The organism is Pigmentiphaga soli (assembly GCF_039541095.1).
GTDB classification, from domain to species: Bacteria; Pseudomonadota; Gammaproteobacteria; order Burkholderiales; family Burkholderiaceae_B; genus Pigmentiphaga; species Pigmentiphaga soli.
In genome coordinates, this window is record NZ_BAABFO010000005.1 from 196,014 (window position 1) to 214,261 (window position 18,248).

The 18,248-nt window shown below is 68.6% G+C and carries 16 protein-coding genes and 1 pseudogene; 12 read left to right on the forward strand and 5 right to left on the reverse strand.

Annotation, left to right across the window (positions count from 1 at the left end; genetic code table 11):
* Positions 1–81 precede the first annotated feature (81 nt).
* Together ABD927_RS07270 and ABD927_RS07275 are read right to left on the reverse strand one after the other, a co-directional pair.
* Positions 82–780 carry a 4-carboxy-4-hydroxy-2-oxoadipate aldolase/oxaloacetate decarboxylase gene (locus ABD927_RS07270; RefSeq protein WP_345247812.1) on the reverse strand — a complete coding sequence of 233 codons (699 nt, stop codon included), beginning with the start codon at positions 778–780 and terminating at the stop codon, positions 82–84.
* Positions 780–1,751 carry a Bug family tripartite tricarboxylate transporter substrate binding protein gene (locus ABD927_RS07275; RefSeq protein ID WP_345247814.1) on the reverse strand — a complete coding sequence of 324 codons (972 nt, stop codon included), beginning with the start codon at positions 1,749–1,751 and terminating at the stop codon, positions 780–782. The genes ABD927_RS07270 and ABD927_RS07275 overlap by 1 nt, the downstream gene beginning before the upstream one ends.
* 180 nt (positions 1,752–1,931) lie before the next feature.
* Between ABD927_RS07275 and ABD927_RS07280 the strand changes: the two genes are divergently transcribed.
* From ABD927_RS07280 to opgC, 6 genes and pseudogenes are all read left to right on the forward strand, one after another.
* Positions 1,932–2,867: a LysR family transcriptional regulator gene (locus tag ABD927_RS07280; RefSeq protein WP_345247816.1), complete on the forward strand. Its 936-nt coding sequence runs from the start codon at positions 1,932–1,934 to the stop codon at positions 2,865–2,867.
* Between the two features lie 108 nt (positions 2,868–2,975).
* Positions 2,976–4,517, forward strand: a complete 1,542-nt coding sequence (gene zwf, locus ABD927_RS07285; protein ID WP_345247818.1) for a glucose-6-phosphate dehydrogenase — start codon at positions 2,976–2,978, stop codon at positions 4,515–4,517.
* Positions 4,518–4,676: 159 nt separating this feature from the next.
* Positions 4,677–5,438, forward strand: a complete 762-nt coding sequence (locus ABD927_RS07290; RefSeq protein ID WP_345247820.1) for an endonuclease/exonuclease/phosphatase family protein — start codon at positions 4,677–4,679, stop codon at positions 5,436–5,438.
* Positions 5,435–6,667 (forward strand): annotated as a pseudogene (clsB, locus tag ABD927_RS07295) (cardiolipin synthase ClsB); the annotation flags it as partial. The gene ABD927_RS07290 and the pseudogene clsB, both read left to right, overlap by 4 nt.
* Before the next feature lie 231 nt (positions 6,668–6,898).
* The gene (locus tag ABD927_RS07300; protein WP_345247915.1) at positions 6,899–7,831 is read left to right on the forward strand and encodes a lysylphosphatidylglycerol synthase domain-containing protein; all 933 of its coding nucleotides are present in this window, start codon (positions 6,899–6,901) and stop codon (positions 7,829–7,831) included.
* The gene (opgC, locus tag ABD927_RS07305) at positions 7,831–9,045 is read left to right on the forward strand and encodes an OpgC domain-containing protein (protein ID WP_345247821.1); all 1,215 of its coding nucleotides are present in this window, start codon (positions 7,831–7,833) and stop codon (positions 9,043–9,045) included. Before ABD927_RS07300 ends, opgC begins: the two co-directional genes overlap by 1 nt.
* Here the strand turns inward: opgC and ABD927_RS07310 are convergent.
* Both ABD927_RS07310 and ABD927_RS07315 read right to left on the reverse strand, forming a co-directional pair.
* Positions 9,023–9,676, reverse strand: a complete 654-nt coding sequence (locus tag ABD927_RS07310) for an SGNH/GDSL hydrolase family protein (RefSeq protein WP_345247823.1) — start codon at positions 9,674–9,676, stop codon at positions 9,023–9,025. The genes opgC and ABD927_RS07310 overlap by 23 nt on opposite strands.
* Before the next feature lie 193 nt (positions 9,677–9,869).
* Positions 9,870–11,057, reverse strand: coding sequence for a citrate synthase (locus tag ABD927_RS07315; RefSeq protein WP_345247825.1), 1,188 nt, complete (start codon positions 11,055–11,057; stop codon positions 9,870–9,872).
* A 134-nt stretch (positions 11,058–11,191) separates the two neighbouring features.
* Between ABD927_RS07315 and ABD927_RS07320 the strand changes: the two genes are divergently transcribed.
* The 6 genes from ABD927_RS07320 to ABD927_RS07345 all read left to right on the forward strand — a co-directional run bounded on the left by ABD927_RS07320 (position 11,192) and on the right by ABD927_RS07345 (position 16,728).
* On the forward strand, positions 11,192–12,571 hold the full coding sequence (locus ABD927_RS07320; protein WP_345247826.1) for an acyclic terpene utilization AtuA family protein: 1,380 nt from the start codon (positions 11,192–11,194) through the stop codon (positions 12,569–12,571).
* A complete protein-coding gene (locus tag ABD927_RS07325; protein WP_345247827.1) occupies positions 12,568–12,879 on the forward strand; it encodes a DUF4387 domain-containing protein in 312 nt (103 codons plus the stop codon). Before ABD927_RS07320 ends, ABD927_RS07325 begins: the two co-directional genes overlap by 4 nt.
* Positions 12,880–12,924: 45 nt before the next feature.
* A complete protein-coding gene (locus ABD927_RS07330) occupies positions 12,925–13,905 on the forward strand; it encodes a Bug family tripartite tricarboxylate transporter substrate binding protein (RefSeq protein WP_345247829.1) in 981 nt (326 codons plus the stop codon).
* A gap of 2 nt (positions 13,906–13,907) precedes the next feature.
* Complete coding sequence (locus ABD927_RS07335; protein WP_345247831.1) at positions 13,908–14,816, forward strand: SMP-30/gluconolactonase/LRE family protein; 909 nt, start codon at positions 13,908–13,910, stop codon at positions 14,814–14,816.
* Between the two features lie 93 nt (positions 14,817–14,909).
* Positions 14,910–15,914, forward strand: a complete 1,005-nt coding sequence (gene dusA / locus ABD927_RS07340; protein WP_425570205.1) for a tRNA dihydrouridine(20/20a) synthase DusA — start codon at positions 14,910–14,912, stop codon at positions 15,912–15,914.
* Between the two features lie 121 nt (positions 15,915–16,035).
* Positions 16,036–16,728, forward strand: coding sequence for a hypothetical protein (locus ABD927_RS07345; RefSeq protein ID WP_345247834.1), 693 nt, complete (start codon positions 16,036–16,038; stop codon positions 16,726–16,728).
* Positions 16,729–16,771: 43 nt separating this feature from the next.
* Here the strand turns inward: ABD927_RS07345 and ABD927_RS07350 are convergent, their stop codons facing one another.
* The gene (locus ABD927_RS07350) at positions 16,772–18,247 is read right to left on the reverse strand and encodes an FAD-binding oxidoreductase (RefSeq protein WP_345247836.1); all 1,476 of its coding nucleotides are present in this window, start codon (positions 18,245–18,247) and stop codon (positions 16,772–16,774) included.
* Between the last annotated feature and the right edge of the window lies 1 nt (position 18,248).

Sequence of the window (18,248 nt, forward strand, 5' to 3'; positions counted from 1 at the left end):
GACTCACATTGAAACAGGAAAGGCCGCAGCCCTGCGGGCGGCGGCGTCGGGAATAACCAGCCGCGGCGGGCCGCTCGTGCCTCAGCCGCGCAGCTCGTCGAGCGAGTCGACGTAGCGCAGGCCGGCGGCTTCGAGCTGGGGCCGCATCTTGTACATGTCCAGGCCCAGTTCGCCGGCGGCCAGCCGCTCGCGCTTGCCGGCCTCGTCGCGGATGCGCTTGTCGGCCTTTTCGACCACGGCCGCGACGCTGGCGTTGGGAATGACCACCACGCCGTCGTCGTCGGCCACGATGGCGTCGCCCGGGTTGACCAGCGCGCCGGCGCACACCACCGGCACGTTGATCGAGCCGAGCGTGGCCTTGACCGTGCCCTTGGAACTGATCGCTCGCGACCAGACCGGAAAGCCCATCCCGGTGAGCGTGGCGACGTCGCGCACGCCGGCGTCGATCACCAGCCCGCGCACGCCGCGCGCCTTCAGCGACGTGGCCAGCAGGTCGCCGAACATGCCGTCGGTGTTGGCCGTGGTGCAGGCAACCACCAGGATGTCGCCCGGCGCGCATTGTTCGACCGCGACGTGCAGCATCCAGTTGTCGCCCGGCTGCGCCAGCACGGTGACCGCCGGCCCGGCGATCGACGCGCCGGGGTAGATCGGCCGCATGTACGGCTGCATCAGGCCCAGGCGGCCATAGGCTTCATGGACGGTGGAAACGCCCTGGGCGGCCAGCTTGTCGGCCGCGCCGGCGGGCAGGGCGGGCTTGTTCCTTACGACGATGCCGAGCATTATTGCTTCTCGATCTTGGCGGTGTCGATCACCTTGGCCCACTTGGCGATTTCGCTGGCCAGGAAGGCCTGGAATTCCTGCGGGCTGTTGGTTTGCGGCTGCAGGCCCTGGTCGACCAGCTTCTTCTGGTAGACGGGATCGTTCACCACTTCCTTGATCGCCGTGTTCAGCTTGGCGATGACCGGGGCCGGAACGCCGGCCGGGGCCGCGAAGCCGTTCCACGACACCGCCTCGTAGCCGGGCACCGTATCCTTGATCAGCGGCACGCCGGGCAGCAGCGGATTGGGCTTGGCGGCGGCCACGCCGAGCACGCGCATGTTGCCGCTCTTGATCTGGCCGATCACGGCCGGCAGCGTTTCGAACAGCGCCTGGATGTTGTTGCCGCGCAGGGCGCTGATCACGTCGCCGCTCGACTTGAACGGGATGGTCGGGCTGCTGATGCCGGCGCTGCTGCGGAACATCTCGGCGGCCAGGTTCTGCGTGCTGCCGACGCCGATGGTGCCGATGTTGAAGCGGTCGGGATTCTTTTTGGCGGCCTCGATGGCGTCCTTAACGGTCTTCAGCGGGCTGTTCTGGTCGACGGCCAGCACGATGTCGAACGAGCCGACCATGCCTACCATGGTCATTTGCTTCAGCGGGTCGTAAGGCAGCTTCTTGAACAGCGAGGGGCTGACCGCGGTCTGGTTGCTGACCAGGAACAGGGTGTGGCCGTCGGGGTCGGAACGGATCACGTTGGTGGCCGCGGTGATGCCGCCGGCGCTGGGCATGTTCTCGATCACGACCGGCTTGCCGAGCTTGGCGGCCAGGCCTTCGGCGACGATGCGCGCCGTGACGTCGGCCACGCCGCCGGGCCCGAAGGGCACGATCACGCGCAGCGGCTTGGTGGGGAATTCCTGGGCATGGGCGCCGGCAACGGCGGCCAGCCCCAGCGTGGCGCCTGCAATCAGGCGAGCGAGCAGGGAGCGATTCATTGTCTTCCTCGTGTTGAAGAGAGCGCAGCAAGAGGCGGCACGCCGCCTGCGGGGCCCGTTCTGTGGCGGCACGATGCCGCATAGACGATTTTGGGGCATTTTGGCGCGTTCCGAGCCCACGAAAACGGCAAATCGGAACTAGCTGTTATGCTTTAAACACATGAATGGACGGTCGCGCCCATGGACCTCAGGCAGCTCGAATGTTTCGTCAGGGTGGTGGAGTTCGGCAGCGTCACCCGCGCCGCGATCTCGCTGCATTTGTCGCAGCCGGTGGTCAGCCGCCACGTCAGGCAGCTCGAGGTCGAGCTGAAGGAACACCTGCTCGAACGCAACGGCCGCGGGGTCACGCCCACCGACGCCGGCCGTCGCCTGCTCGAGCGCGGGCGGGGCATTTTGCACCAGGTGCGGCTGGCGCGCCAGGAGATCGAGGAACAGCGCGGCGCGCCGTCGGGCAAGGTGGTGGTGGGCATCCCGCCCAGCGTCGGCAAGGCCATTACGGTCGACATGGTCACGCGCTTTCGCGCCGCCTTCCCGAAGGCCTCCCTGGGCGTGGTGGAGGCGCTGTCGCTGCCCATGCAGGAAGGGCTGCTGCTGGGCCGCATCGATTTCGCGCTGCTCTACAACCCGCCGGGCAACCAGCAGATCACGCTGGAACCCATATGGGCCGAAGACCTGTACCTGATCGGCACCCGCCAGCCCGACGGCAAGCCACTGCCGGCCAGCGTGCGCATGCGCGACCTGGGCCGCTACCCGCTGATCGCGCCGGGCCAGCCCAACGCCATCCGCAATCTGTTCGAACTGGAATGCACGCGTCTCGGCATCCCGCTGAACATCGCGCTGGAGGTCGATTCGATCGAATCGCTGCTCGACCTGGTAGACCGCGGCATGGGCTATGCGGTGCTGTCGCGCAACGCCATCGCCGGCCGCGGCCACCGGCCCGCGCTGCGCGCCGCGCACATCGTCGCGCCCACGCTGCCGTGCCGGCTGATGATCGCCACTTCCGCGCAGCGGCCGCTCACGCGGCTGGCCGGCGCCACGCTGGAGCTGATTCGCCAGCAGATCGCCGGCGGCATCCTGATGGGCGACGCCGCGCCGCGCCATGCATCGCGTGCCTGACACGATGGCGTGTCGCACCGGCGGTCCGGCGCTGGTCGCTTCGTGTTGCGATGCCGTATCAGGGGGGCAATAATCGGAGTCTTGCCCCCGCGATGGAGTCGAAGCGGCATGGAGTCCACTCAGAACCTACGAACCGACATGCGGCGCAGGCAGGCCCCCGTGGCGCCGCCCTGCACGTTCGTGATCTTCGGCGCGACCGGCGACCTGACCCGGCGCTTGCTGATGCCCGCGCTGTACAACCTGACCCGCGATGGCCTGCTGCACGACGATTTCAGCGTGCTGGGCATCGGCCACCGGCCATGGGACGACAACCAGTTCCGCGGCTGCCTGGACCAGATGATGGAAGAATTGCATCCGCCGCACGCGGAAGGCGGGCCGTCTTTCGACGCCGGCATCTGGCGCAACCTGCTGTCGCGCACCTTCTACCTGGTGGGCGATTTCGAAGACGCCGCCACCTACCGTGCGCTCGCGCAGCGGCTCGAGCGGCCGGCCACCGGCGGCTCGGCCGTGTTCTACCTGGCGGTTTCGCCGGGCTATTTCGAGCCGGTGGTCAGCCGCCTGTCGGCCGCCGGGCTGCTGGAGCAGGGCGGCCCGCGCTGGCGCCGCATCGTGATCGAAAAGCCGTTCGGGCGCGACCTGCCCTCGGCACGCGAATTGAACCAGAGCATCCTGCGCGTGGCCGACGAAAGCCAGATCTTCCGCATCGACCACTTCCTGGGCAAGGAGACCGTGCAGAACATCATGGTCTCGCGCTTTGCCAACAGCGTATTCGAAAGCAACTGGAACCGGCAGTACATCGACCACATCCAGATTACCGCCGCCGAATCGATCGGCGTCGAACGCCGCTCGGCCTTCTACGAGCAGACCGGCGCGCTGCGCGACATGGTGCCGAACCATCTGTTCCAGCTGCTGGCGATGGTGGCGATGGAGCCGCCCAATTCCTTCGCCGCCGACGCCGTGCGCACCGAAAAGGAAAAGCTGCTCGAGGCCATCCACGCCCAGACGCCCGACCAGGCGCTGGCCAACAGCGTGCGCGGCCAGTACCGCGCCGGCTACGTCAATGGCCGCCTGGTGCGCGGCTACCGCGAGGAAGAGGGCGTGGCGCCCGACAGCCATACCGAAACCTATGTGGCGCTCAAGCTGTCGATCGACAACTGGCGCTGGGCCGGCGTGCCGTTCTACCTGCGCACCGGCAAGGCGCTGGCGCGCCGCACCACGCAGATCGTGATCCGATTCAAGGACGCCGGCCACATGCTGTTCCGGCGCAGCGCCTCCGACAAGCCGCCGGCCAATACGCTGGTGCTGCAGATCCAGCCCGACGAAGGCCTGTTCTTCCATTTCGAGGCCAAGGTGCCCGGGCCGCGCATCCGCACACGGCCGGTCAGCATGGATTTCCGCTACGCCGACCACTTCCAGGTCGCCCCCAGTACCGGCTACGAAACCCTGATCTACGACTGCATGACGGGCGATGCCACGCTGTTCCAGCGTGCTGCCGACATCGAGCTGGCCTGGAAGGCCGTGCTGCCCTTCCAGGATGCGTGGGCCGACGGCGAGGGGCGCATCTACGAATACGAGGCAGGCAGCCATGGACCGGAGCAGGCCATCGAATTGCTGGCCCGCGACGGCAGGCGCTGGCAGCCGTTAAGATGACCCCCTACGCGCTTCGCGCGCCGTCCGAGGAGTGATGCTGGCGGACGGCGGAGCCGGATCCGCGGCGTCCTGGGTAGGTCAGCGCAGATGGTGACGACGCGCTGTGGCGGGGCATGCTAATTGCTCGGATCGGGGGCGTGGATCCGACCGAGCGAGGCCATGACCGCGATAACCCCGCATCTCAAGCTGAAAATTCTTACCGTCAATACCCACAAGGGCTTTACTTTTTTCAATCGCAAGTTCATCTTGCATGAACTGCGGGACGCCGTGCGCGGCGTCGGGGCCGACATCGTGTTCCTGCAGGAAGTACTGGGCACGCACGATCGCCACGCCGCGCGTTTCAGCAACTGGCCGCAGATGTCGCAGTACGAGTTCCTGGCCGACTCGATCTGGAGCGACTACGCCTACGGCCGCAATGCCGTCTATCCCGACGGCCATCACGGCAACGCGCTGCTGTCGAAATTCCCCATCCTGCGCTTCGAGAACCGCGACGCGTCGATCCGCGGCCCCGAGCGGCGCGGCCTGCTGCATTGCGTGCTCAAGGCGCCGGCGCCGTATGCCGAGATCCACGCCATCTGCGTCCACCTGGGACTGGCGGAAGCGCATCGCCGGCAGCAGCTCGACATGCTGTGCAAGATGGTGCACGAGCTGCCGGCCGACGCGCCGCTGGTGATCGCGGGCGACTTCAACGACTGGCGCCGGCGCGCCAACGACATCCTGCAGCGCTGCGCCGGCCTGCGCGAAGTCTTCGTCGCCGCCAACGGCCGCTTCGCGCGCACCTTTCCCGCGCGCTGGCCGCTGCTGGCGCTCGATCGCATCTACGTGCGCAACGTGCGCGTCCACCAGCCCATCGTGCTGTCGTCGCGGCCCTGGTCGCACCTGTCGGATCACGCGCCGCTGGCGGCGGAGGTGCTGCTGTGAGCGCGCGCGCTTCGTCCTGGATTCCCGGCAACCGTTTCACGCTGCTCGAAAACGGCGAGGAATTCTTCCCCCGCGTATTCGAGGCCATCGGCCAGGCGCAGCGCGAGGTCCTGCTCGAAACCTTCATCCTGTTCGAGGACAAGGTCGGCCGCCGGCTGCAACAGGAACTGCTGGCGGCTGCGCGGCGCGGGGTGCGCGTCAGCGTGCTGGTGGACGGCTACGGGTCGTGCGACCTGTCGGACCCGTTCGTGGCCGCGCTGGCCGAGGCCGGCGTGCAGTTGCACGTGTTCGATCCACGCCCCCGTCTGCTCGGCATGCGGACCAATGTGTTCCGCCGCATGCACCGCAAGCTGCTGGTGGTGGACGGCGAGGTGGCCTTCATCGGCGGCATCAATTTTTCGGCCGATCACCTGGCGGACTTCGGGCCGCGCGCCAAGCAGGACTATGCGGTGGAGGCGCGCGGCCCGATCGTCGCCGTCATCCACGCGTTCTGCCTGCGGGTGTTCGACGGGCCGCCGCCGCGCAGGGGCGCGCGGCGCGGCAGCCAGCCGGACGCTTCGGCGGGACCGGCGCCGGCCGGCGGCGCCCAGGCCCTGTTCGTGATTCGCGACAACGAACGCCACCGCACCGACATCGAGCAGCACTACCGCATCGCGATCCGCGCCGCGCGCCACGAGCTGATCATCGCCAACGCCTATTTCTTCCCCGGCTATCGGCTGCTGCGCGACCTGCGCCGCGCCGCGCGGCGCGGGGTGAAGGTGACGCTGATCCTGCAGGGCGAGCCCGACATGCCGATCGTCAAGACCGGAGCGCGGCTGCTGCACGACTACCTGCTGGACGCCGGCGTGCGCATCTTCGAATACTGCGAGCGGCCGCTGCACGGCAAGGTGGCGCTGGCCGACGACGATTGGGCCACCGTCGGGTCGAGCAACCTGGATCCGCTGAGCCTGTCGCTGAACCTGGAAGCGAACGTGGTGATCCGCGACCGCGACTTCAACCGGCAATTGCGCGAGCGCTTGCAGGCGCTGATCGCGAATCATTGCACCGAGGTGCGGCCCGAACGCGTGCGCCGCAGCCGCGTGTGGCGGGCCACGGTGGGCGTGGCGGTGTTCCACTGCCTGCGCCGCTTCCCGGCGTGGGCGGGCTGGCTGCCGGCGCATACGCCGCGGCTGGCGACCGTGCCGCCGCCGGCGCAGGCAGAGGCGGAAACGGCCGATACCGAACCGTCGCCGGTGGAGCGGGAGCAGGCTGCTGCCGGCAACGGCTCTCCCGAGCGGGCCAAGGCGGCCTCCGCTGTCGCATCGGCGACGTCCGCCGAGTCTACCGCCGCAGCGGCGCCGGCTCCGGCGCACAGCACCGGGCCGCCCATCCTGGAGCCCGGCGCGGACACGAAGGGCGCGCGTGGCGGCCGTTGGCGCGGCTGGGTCAAGCACGGGCTGTCGGCCGCCTTCCTGCTGCTGGTGGCGGCGCTGGTCGTCAACCGGGTCCGCACCATCGACTGGGAACAGGTCGGACAGGCGGTCCAGGCCTATCGCGCGCCGACGCTGGCGGCGGCCGCCGCCGTGGCCGCCGCCAGCTACCTGCTGTTCAGCGCGTTCGACCTGCTGGGCCGGGCCTATACCCGGCACACGCTGTCGCGCATGCAGGTGATGCTGGTGGCCCTGATCAGCTATGCCTTTACGTTGAACCTGGGCGTGATCGTCGGCGGGCTCGGATTCCGGTTCCGGCTGTACACGCGTTTCGGGCTGGACCCCGGCACCGTGGGCCGGGTCTACGCCTTGAGCGTGCTGTCGAACTGGCTCGGCTTCCTGTTGCTGGCCGGGGCCATGTTCGCGTCCGGCCAGGTGGAGCTGCCGCCCGGCTGGCACATCCGCCCCGCCGCCATGCAGGCGGCCGGCGTGCTGCTGATGGCGGTGGCGGCGGCCTACGTCGCGCTGTGCGCGTCGGCGCGGCGTCGCAACTGGGTGCTGCGAGGCCACCGCTTCGAGCTGCCCGGAACGCGCATGGCGCTGACGCAACTGACGATGGCGGTATGCAACTGGATGCTGATGGCGTTCATGATCCACCTGCTGCTGCACCGCCAGGCGCCGCTGGCTGCGGTCACCGGCACGCTGATGGTCAGCGCCATCGCCGGCGTGCTGGCCCACGTGCCGGCCGGCCTGGGCGTGACCGAGGCGGTGTTCGTGGCGCTGCTGGGCGACCAGGTGCCGGTGCACGAAATCCTGGCCGCGCTATTGGCCTATCGCGCGCTCTACTACCTGTTCCCGCTGGCGCTGGCCGCGGTGCTGTACGGCGCGGCCGAACTGCGCGCGGCGCGGCGGCGGCGCGCCGCCCAGGCCCGCGTCGATCCGCCGGCACGGCAATGCCCGGCGCCCGGCGGGGCGAGGATGTGATGGCCGCGCCCGCCCGCCACGGCCGCCTGTGGGAACTGGACGCGCTGCGCGGGCTCATGCTGGTCCTGATGCTGTCGACCCACCTGCCTACGCAGTTCGCGATCCCGACCGGCCAGCCCTTCGGCTTCGTGTCGGCGGCCGAAGGCTTCGTGATGCTGTCGGCCTACATGGCCGGCCGCATCTATACGCAGTACGGGCTGCGCGACGGCATCCCGGCGATGCGGCGCGCCTTCCTGCGCCGGGCGCTGGTGATCTACCTGTGCCAGGCCGCGTCGCTGCTGTTCCTGTTCACCATCATCGCGGCGCTGGGCATCACCTTCGACCACCCGGCGGCCCGCAACCTGATGTCGTTCTACCTGGCCGAGCCGTTCACGGCGCTGTGGGCCGGGCTGCTGTTGATCTACAACCCGCCGCTGCTCGACATCCTGCCGCTGTACGTCACCTTCATGCTGCTGAGCCCCTGGGTGCTCGCGCACGCGATGCAGCGCGGCTGGCGGGGCACGATGATCGCCAGCGGCGTGCTGTGGCTGGCTTCGCAGTTCGGCATTTCCGAACTGCTGTACCAAGGCCTGGCGCAGCTCACCGGCCTGCCGGTGCCGTGGCGCGAGACCGGCGCGTTCGAGACCTTCGCCTGGCAACTGCTGTGGGTCCTCGGTTTATGGCTGGGATCGACCCACGCCAGTGGCCGGCAGGTGACGTTCCCGCCGTGGACGGTCGGCGTGGCGCTGGTGGTGGCGCCGTTCTATTTCGTCTGGCGCCACCTGACCGGACAGGAGCCCTTCGAACTGGGCGACCCGGTCAATCTGTTGTTCGACAAATGGCGCCTGGGGCCCATGCGCCTGCTCGACTTCTTCGCGCTGCTGGTGCTGGTGGTGAGATTCGCGCCGTGGATGCGCGGCCATGTGCCGCGCATCCATGCGCTGGAAACGCTCGGCGCCGCTTCGCTGCCGGTGTTCTGCGCGCACCTGGTGGTGGTATTGCTCGCGCTGGCGCTGATGGGCGAGGCCGAGCCCACGCGGCCGCTGTGGATCGACCTGGCGATGTTCGGCGCCAGCCTGCTGCTGATGTGGCTGGTCGCCAAGGTGACGTTGGCCGCGCCCGAGCGCGGCCGCCGGGCCAAGGCGCGGGCGGCGCGGCCGCGGGGCGCGGAGGAGGGCCTGCCGCCGGCGGCGCCCGCGCCGCCGCCGTGCCTCAGGGAAGGTGCGCGGAAATGACGCGCTTCCAGAGCGCGTAGCCGTCGGCGTTCAGGTGCAGCCTATCCTCGCGGAACAGTTCCGGCCGCGGCAGCCCGCGCGCGTCCAGCATGGGGCCGAAGACGTCGATGAAGTCCAGGTTGTGGACTGTCTCGGCATACGCCTCGATCAGCGCATTGGTTGCGCGGATCTGCGGCAGCAGCGCCTCGCGCAGCGGGCTGGGCTTGATCGAGATATAGCCGATGCGGGTGTCCGGCAGTTCGGCGCGCACGCCTTCGACGAAGCCGCGGAAGCTGCGCAGCACGTCTTCGGGCGAACGGCCCTCGGCCAAGTCGTTGTCGCCGGCGTAGACCAGCACCAGCCTCGGCTTGTACGGCGTGACGATCTTCTTCAGGTAGGCCGTACAGTCCAGCATGCGCGAACCGCCGAAGCCGCGCTTGATGACCACCGGCAGCGCCTGGAACTCGGTTTCCAGGTCGGTCCACAGCCGGATCGAGGAACTGCCGACGAACAGCACGCCGCCGGGCGTCGGCGCGTGGGCGGCGTCGGCCTGCGCGAATTCCGCGATGCTGGCGGCCCAGCGGTCGTCGGCTGGCCGGGGGGCCGGGGCTATGGCGACGGCGTTCTCCTGCTGCGCGGCCGCGGGACGCATAAGGGCGGCGGCGAGCAGGGCCGCGAGCGCGGCTGCACGGAGCAAGCGATACCGGGAGGACATGGCGGGCGGCGAGGAAGGCAAGCGCAAAAGGTGGGTAGATGGTATGCGTTACCGACTGAGATCAAAAACGATAAATTGTTAACGTGATGCGGCGGCCGCAGCCGGCGTCATGTATTCGCAACGCGTCTTCCTATTCCGGCAGCGGTCCCTTGTAGACGCCTTCCTGGTGCGTGGTTTCTCCGGCTGCGTACTGCTCGATGGCATGCGCGATCCACCCGGCCGAGCGGCCGACCAGCAACAGCGAATCCCACGCCGGCAGGCCGATCTTGCGCGCGATGAACATCAGCGCGAGATTGAAGTCGGGCTCGATCTTCGCGGCTTCGCGCGCCACCTGGATGGCCGTGACCAGCCGCCGGTGTTCCTCATCGTTCTCGAACACCCGGGCACAGGCCGCCAGCAGCGCCTTGCCGCGCGGGTCGCTGGTGGCATACATCGGCGTTCCGAAGCCCGGCAGGGAGGCCCCTTCGCGCACGCGCCGCAGAATGGTTTGCGAAGGATCCCGGCTTTCGACGATATCGACCAGCAGCCTGCGCACGGCGTCGAAACGGCCTAGCTTGCTGCGGCGCCCGGTGGTGACCGTCAGCCCGGTCGCCACCGAGCGCCAGGGCGTCACGCCGGTGCTGGCGACGGCCCGCACGGCGAAGGCCGCGGGCTCGAAGCCGTGGTCGGCCGCCAGGATCAGGACGCGGCGGACCAGGTCCGCATGGTCGCCGGGCAGCCGCAGGACCTTGGCCACGAATGCCTGGATCGGCATGACCTCCGGCTGCGCCTGCTTGAGCAGGATGGCGGCCAGCCAGCGCAGGATCTGGGCACCGGTGCGGGCCATCCCCTGGGGGGTCAGGTCGAACGAGCGGGGATCGTTGGCCTCGAGCAGCAGGAATAGCGCGGTGGCGCGGTCCACGCCGGCATAGTCCTCCAGCAGGCCCGCCAGCGCTTGCGATTGGCCCGGCATGCGGACCATGTCGGCGGTGAAGACGTCTTGCGCGTCGCATTCCCACAGCAGGCTGGCCACATCCTCGAACGAGGCAGACTCGGCAAGCGCCACCGCGCTCTGGCCCCGGTAGTACGGGCCGTTCTCGGTAATCAATGTGATCGCGCTTTCGTGCCGCAGCGTTTCCTCGGGCGGGGCGGCCGCTCCTTCGCCCCGCGCCAGCCGTTCCAGATCGGGCCGCCAGTACCTGCGCTTGCGCGACCCGGGCACGGCCCGCGAGCGCAGGCCCTTGCGGCTGACGTACGCATACAGGGTGGGCACGGATACGCCCAGCAGGTCGGCGGCTTCTTCCGCGCTGACGTATTCGGCTTGCTTGTCGTCTTTCATATTGATGGATTCTATCAAGATTGACATCAATATGTACGAAGCGAAGAATCCGTGTCGCCATGCGGCCGGCCACAGGCCGCATCGACAACGACATGAGGGCGTTCCTCGGCGCTCTCGTACTGGAAGAGGACGACATGGATGAAATTCGATTCATCGCCGCCACGGGCTCGCTAGGCTCGGGCGTGGCGGAAGACTGGCTGACGATGGCGCTGGCCCACAAGCCCCACTTCATCGCGGCGGACGCGGGCACCACCGATGCGGGGGCGTTTTTTCTCGGCAGCGGCAAGACCGCATATACGAGAAGCGCGTTGAAACGCGATCTGGAGATCGTTCTGCAGGCGGCGCAGAAGGTGAAGGTCCCGGTGCTTATCGGCTCATCGGGCACAGCCGGCGCCGACGTGCACGTGGAGCTCATGCTCGAGCTGGCGGGCGAGATTGCCGCCGAGCACGCCATGCGGCTGAAAGTCGCCACGATTTTTTCCGAGCAGGACAAGGACTACCTGACCCGCTTGCATGGTGAAGAGCGCATCCGCGCCCTGTATGCCGCGCCGGAAATCGATTCGGGCACTTTCCGGCGCAGCACCCGGGTGGTGGGCATGATGGGCGTCGAACCGCTGCAGGAGGCGTTGAAAGAAAACGTCGACCTGATCCTGGCCGGCCGTTGCAGCGATCCGGCCTTGTATGCCGCCATGCCCATCATGCTCGGATTTCCCGAAGGGCTCGCCTGGCACGCAGGCAAGGTGGCCGAATGCGGCACCCAGGCCTGCACGCAGCCCGGCCGGGGCGTATTGTGCGGCACGGTGCGGCGCGATGAATTCATCATCCGCGCATGCGCCGACAGCCCCTGCACGCCGCAGAGTATCGCCGCCCACAGCCTGTACGAGAACGGCGACCCTTACCTGCACAAAGAGGCCTCGGGCATGCTCGACCTCAGCCAGGCGCAGTATTTCGAGGCGGAGAATCAGGGGGTCAGGGTCACCGGCAGCCTGTTCGCGCCCGCCGAGCAGTACACGGTAAAGCTCGAAGGCGCCGCGCTGGCGGGATACCAGAGCATCGTCATCGGCGGCGTGCGCGACCCTTACATCATCCGGCAGCTCGACGACTGGCTCGGCAAGATCGAACAGAGCACCCACGCCTCGGTGGCCCAGCTGCTGGGCGACCAGCTCAAGCCCGGCGACTATTCCCTCACCTTCCATATATACGGGCGCAACGCCATCATGGGCAAGCTCGAGCCCGTGGCCGCGGTGCCGCCGCACGAAGTCGGCATCGTGCTCGAAGCGACGGCACCCACGCAGGAATTCGCGACTGCCATCGCCAAATTCGCGCGCCAGCCGCTGCTGCACCAGACCATTCCCGAATGGCGGGGATCGATTACCGGGTTTGCCTGCCTGCACAACCCGGCCGAGATCGAACGCGGCCCGGTCTGGAGATTCAACCTCAACCACGTTGCCGTGCCCCGCACCAAGGCCGAGATGTTCCGCACGCGCATTCAACAGGTAGGAGCAACGGCATGACACAGCCTCTGAGCGAGATCGCGCGGCTCATCCGGAGCAAGAACGCGGGCCCTTTCATTTTGACCTTCGACATCGTGTTCGACAGCAAGCGGGATTTCCAGCGCGTACGGGACGCCGGCGTGCTGAACGTGGCCTCGTTCGCCTCCCTCTACCGCTGCGATCCTTCCATCGTGCGCTTTTTCGAGTGCGAAAACGCGCTGGCCTTCAAGTTCAGCATTCCGCGCCCCATTCCCCAGGGCGACCCGGGCGATGGCGATATGCACGGAGGCCAGCAATTCATCCCCTTGATGTCGATCCAGGTGCCATAGCAAGGCAGCGCAGTCCTTTCCCAAACGAAAACGACGGAGACAAACATGCTGACTGCAAACAAGATCCTCGCCATTCTCGCCCTCGGCGCCAGCGCGGCAGTGCCCGCCGCCCGCGCCCAGGCCCCCGCGTATCCGACCAAGCCGGTCAAGCTCATGGTGGCCTTCGCGCCCGGCGGCGCCACCGACTTTTTCGGCCGCCTGATCGGAGAAAAACTCCAGTCCCGCATGGGGCAGCCTTTCGTGGTGGAAAACAGGGTAGGGGCCGGCGGCGCGATCGCCGCTGCCGCGGTGGCCCGGTCGCCCGCGGACGGCTACACCTTGCTGGTGACCAACCGCAGCTTCACCACGACACCCGTGACGATGAAGGTCGCCTACGATGCCATCGCGGATTTCGAGCCCGTGGGCAATATGGTCACGTCCTACTGGTGCTTTGCCTCCAGCAAGCAATCCGGCCTGAAGACGCTGCGCGACATGGTCGACTATGCCCGCAGCAAGCCCGGCAAGCTGACCTACGGATCGATCGGCATCGGCAGCCAATTGCAGCTCGAGACCGAGAATTTTTTCCTGCGCCACGATCTCAAAGGCGTGCACGTTCCCTACACCGGCGTGGGCCCCGCCATCACGGCGCTGGCGCGGGGCGACATCGACATCCTGTTCACCGACCCCGGCGCCGTCATTCCGATGGCGGTGGCCGACAAGGTCAACGTCATGGCGGTGGCCGGGCCGAGCCGCCTGCAACCCTTGCCCGACGTGGCCACGGCGATCGAATCCGGCTTTCCCGATCTGGCGGACGTCGGCTCGTGGCAGGCCCTGTTCGCGCCCAAGGGAACGCCTGTCGCCATCCTCGACGCGCTGAACCGGCAGATCGCAGACATCATGGCGCTGCCCGAAGTGCGCGCCACGTTGCCGGCGCGGGCCATGACCGCCGACGGCAGGCCGCGCGACACGCTGGGCAAGATCGTGCAGTCGGACATGGTCAAGTGGACCGCGATCGCCGAGCAGGCCGGCATCAAGCTGGAGCAGTGAACATGGCCGGGTACAGGACCGTTCGCGCAGAAGTCTTCGCCACGCTTCCCGAAGCGTTCCGCAGGAAGGGCGTGCCGTCGAGCCGCCGGGCAGGGCAGCGGGGGCAGCCGCGGGAGGCGCACAGCTTCCTCGAAGGCCCGGCTTTCGGGCCCGACGGCAATCTCTACGTGGCCGACATTCCGTTCGGCCGGATCTTTCGCGTAACGCCCGGCGGGCAGGTCGAGCTGGCCGTCCAATACGAGGGCGAGCCCACCGGCATGAAGATCCTGGCCAATGGCCTGGCTCGCGTGACCGACCAGCTGCGTGGGCTGATCCAGATCGACTTCAAGACCGGCGAAGTCGCCGCCGTGGCCCCGCGCCGCTATGCCGAGGGCTACCGCGGCCTGAACGATTTGTGCATCGGGCAATCCGGCGAGGTGTATTTCACCGAGACCGGCTTCTCGGATATGAGCGACCCTACCGGGCGCGTCTACCGGCTCGACCCGGACATGACGCAGCACGTGCTCATCCGCAATGGGCCGGGGCCGAACGGCGTCGTGCTCAGTCCCGACGAAAACACCTTGTACGTGGGCATGACGCGGGCCAATTCGATCTGGCGCTGCCCGCTCATGGTGGACGGCGGATCGACCAAGGTCTCGGCGTTCATCACCCTTTCGGGCGGCCAGGGGCCCGATGGCATCGCCATCGACGAATCCGGCGGGCTGGCCGTGGCCCACGTCGGGCTCGGGGTGGTATGGGTGTTCGATGCCAAGGGGGAACCGGTGCTGCGGATCGAGTCTCCGGTGGGCGACCTGACCACCAACCTGGCATTCGGCGGTCCCGATCGCCGCACGCTTTTCATTACCGAGGCGCATTCGGGCAGCATTCTGGCCGCACGGGTGGACATTCCGGGATTGGCTCGTCGCTGGTAGACGGCGGTTGTGAGAAAATTCGGGGTTGGCATGGCGGCTTTCCATGCCGCCGCCCCGTGCCGGCAACGGCATACAGCAACTGACGACAGCATATTGAACACGAAGGATCGATTCCTATCCGTCGCCCCGATGATCGACTGGACGGACCGCCATTGCCGGTTCTTCCACCGCCTGATGTCGCCGCGCGCCCGCCTGTACACCGAGATGATCGCCACCGGCGCGATCCTGTACGGCGATGCCGCGCGCCATCTGGATTTCGACGCCGCCGAGCACCCGGTCGCGCTGCAGCTGGGCGGCAACGAGCCGCTGGCGCTGGCGCAGGCGGCCCGCGTCGGGCGGCGCTGGGGCTATGACGAGATCAACCTGAACTGCGGCTGTCCATCGGACCGCGTGCAGCGGGGGGCCTTCGGCGCCTGCCTGATGGCCGATCCGGCGCTGGTGGCCGATTGCGTGAAGGCGATGCAGGACGCCGTCGACGTGCCGGTCACGGTCAAGCACCGGATCGGGCTCGATTACGAACAATCCTACGATTTCGTCCGCGATTTCGTCGGCACGCTGTACGCGGCGGGCTGCCGGACCTTCATCGTGCATGCGCGCAACGCGGTGCTCAAAGGCCTGTCGCCCAAGGAAAACCGCGAGATCCCGCCGCTGCGCTACGAGGTGGCGGGCTGGCTCAAGCGGGATTTTCCAGATGCCGCCATCGTGCTCAACGGCGGGCTGGCCGATGCCGGGCAGGCGCTGGCGGCCATGCGCCCGGCCGGCGGCTTGGCGCTCGATGGCGTGATGATCGGCCGCGAGGCCTACCATCGGCCGCGCATCCTGTCCGAACTGACTGCGCTGCTGTGGCCCGGCACGCCCATGCCGTCCGACGACGACGTGGTGCAGGCCATGGCCGCCTACGCTCGCCGCCAGGTCGCCGCCGGCGTGCCGCTGCGGGCCGTGGCGCGGCATATGCTGGGACTGGTCGGCGCGCGCGAAGGCGCGCGGCGCTGGCGCCGCACCCTGTCCGACAGCCGGCTGCTGGCCGGCAACGACCCGGCGCTGATCGAGCGCGCCTGGGCCGAATTGCAGGCCGCGCCTCAGCGCCGGGCGGCCTGAGGCGCGGGATTGCCCCGGCAAAACCGTCGTATTCGCCCTTTATTCCCGCGCCGCGCTGCCGATACTGGCAGGAGGCTGACGAAAATCGGCGCACATCCGCGCCACGGGCAAGGGGGATTCGATGGCGCAGATCGTTTGCGTGCTGGGCAACAAAGGTGGAACCGGAAAGACCACGCTGTCGCACATGATCGCGCACGGCATGGGCCTGCTCGGCAAGCGCGTGGTCTGCGTGCTGACCGACATCGAACGCGAACGCCTGGCCAAGGAAGGGCGGCGCTACCTGCCGTTCGATGCGCGCAGCCACGACAACCTGTCGCGCGTGGTCACCACGCTGAACGAGGTGGACGACTGGTTCGGCGTGATCGACGGCGGCGGCAACCGTTCCGACATGGACAGCCAGCTGGCGAACCTGGCCGACATGGTGCTGCTGCCGTTCCGCGATTCGCACGAAGACATCCGCACCGTGCTGCGCGACCTCGAATGGCTGCCGGCGGCATGGGCGGTGCCGTCGCAATGGCCCACCAACGCCTGGGCGCGCAAGGCGGCCGACGCCTCGGTGCAGTCGCTGATGGACCGCTACCGTCACCGCATCCTCGACCCCGTCCCGGTCATGGCCTCTTCCAAACTGCTGCTGCAAGACCGCATCCCGGCCCGCCTGCCGCCCCAGCTCAACAGCATGTGCCGGGCGCTGGCCATGCAGGTGTTCGAGTCGCTGGGCGTGGAATTCGAAAGCGTGCCCGACGATTCCGCGCTGCCCGACGAAGCCGGCGGCTCGCCGGCCCGCAAAGCCCCTCCCATGCGCCGCATCGGCTAACAACAACGTCCCCCATACGCTCCACCGATCGACAGCGACGTTCCTATCCAGGACGCCGCGGATCCGGCTTCGCCGGTCCGCCAGCGTCGCCCCCCGGGGGGCGCGCGAAGCGCGCAGGGGGGGGCAACACCTTTCCGGGATTCATCAGGCCGCGCGGGTCCAGCGCCTGTTTCAGGCGCCGCATCAGCGCCATTTCCACCGGGCTTTTGTAGCGCGGCAGTTCGTCGCGCCGCAGCTGGCCGATGCCGTGCTCGGCGCTGATCGAGCCGCCGTGGGCCTGCACGCTGTCGTGCACCAGCCGGTAGACCTGGTCCTGGCGGGCCAGGAACCCGGCCTCGGGCATCGATTCGGGGCGGCTCACGTTGTAGTGGAGGTTGCCGTCGCCCAGGTGGCCGAAGGTGACGTGCCGCACGCCGGGCAGCCAGCGTTCCAGCAGGGCGTCGGTGGCGGCGACGAAGGCGGGGATGGCCGAGGTGGGCACGGCGATGTCGTGCTTGATGTTCTTGCCCTCGGCCGCCTGCGCTTCCGAAATGCTCTCGCGCAAATGCCACAGCGCCTTGCCCTGCGCCAGGCTTTCGGCGATCGCGACGTCGCGCACCACGCCGTCGTCGAGCGCGGCCGTCAGCACGCGTTCGAAGCGTTCGCGCGCATGGGCCTCTCCTTCGCTGTCGGACAGTTCCAGCAGGGCATACCAGGGCGCCGGCGCCAGCGGCACGCGCTGCCGCGGGAAGGCACGCACGACGACGTCCAGGCTGGCGCCGGACATGATCTCGAACGCGGTGAGGGCGGCGTCGAAGCCGGAGCGGGCCCGGGCCAGCAGGGCCAGCGCGTCGTCCAGCGTGCCGAGCGCGGCCAGCGCCACGCATTGCGCCGCCGGCAGCGGGAACAGCCGCAGCGTGGCCGCGGTGATGATGCCCAGCGTGCCTTCGGCGCCCAGGTACAGGTCGCGCAGGTGGTAGCCGGTGTTGTCCTTGCGCAGCCCGCGCAAGCCGTTCCATATCTCGCCGTCGGGCGTGACGACTTCCAGGCCCAGCGCCAGTTCGCGCGCGTTGCCGTAGCGCAGCACCTGCGTTCCGCCGGCGTTGGTCGACAGGTTGCCGCCGATGGTGCAGCTGCCTTCTGAGGCCAGGCTCAGCGGGAACAGGCGGCCGGCCTGGCGGGCTGCGTCCTGCACGGCCTGCAGCACGCAGCCGGCTTCGGCCACCAGGGTGTCGTTGAGCGGGTCCACCGCGCGGATCCGGTTCATGCGCGCGAGCGAGATCACCACCGCGCGGCCGCTGTCGTCCGGCGTGGCGCCGCCGGCCAGCCCGGTGTTGCCGCCCTGCGGCACCATCGGCGCGCCGTGGCGCAGGCAGATGCCGACCACGCGCGCCACCTCGGCCGTGCTGGCAGGCCGCACCACGGCGGCCGCGCGGCCGGTGTAGCGGCGGCGCCAGTCGGTCAGGAAGGGGGCGCCGGCGGGGCCGGCCAGGACGTGGTCCGGGCCGATGGCAGCGGCGAGTTCGGCGAGGAGCGTCATG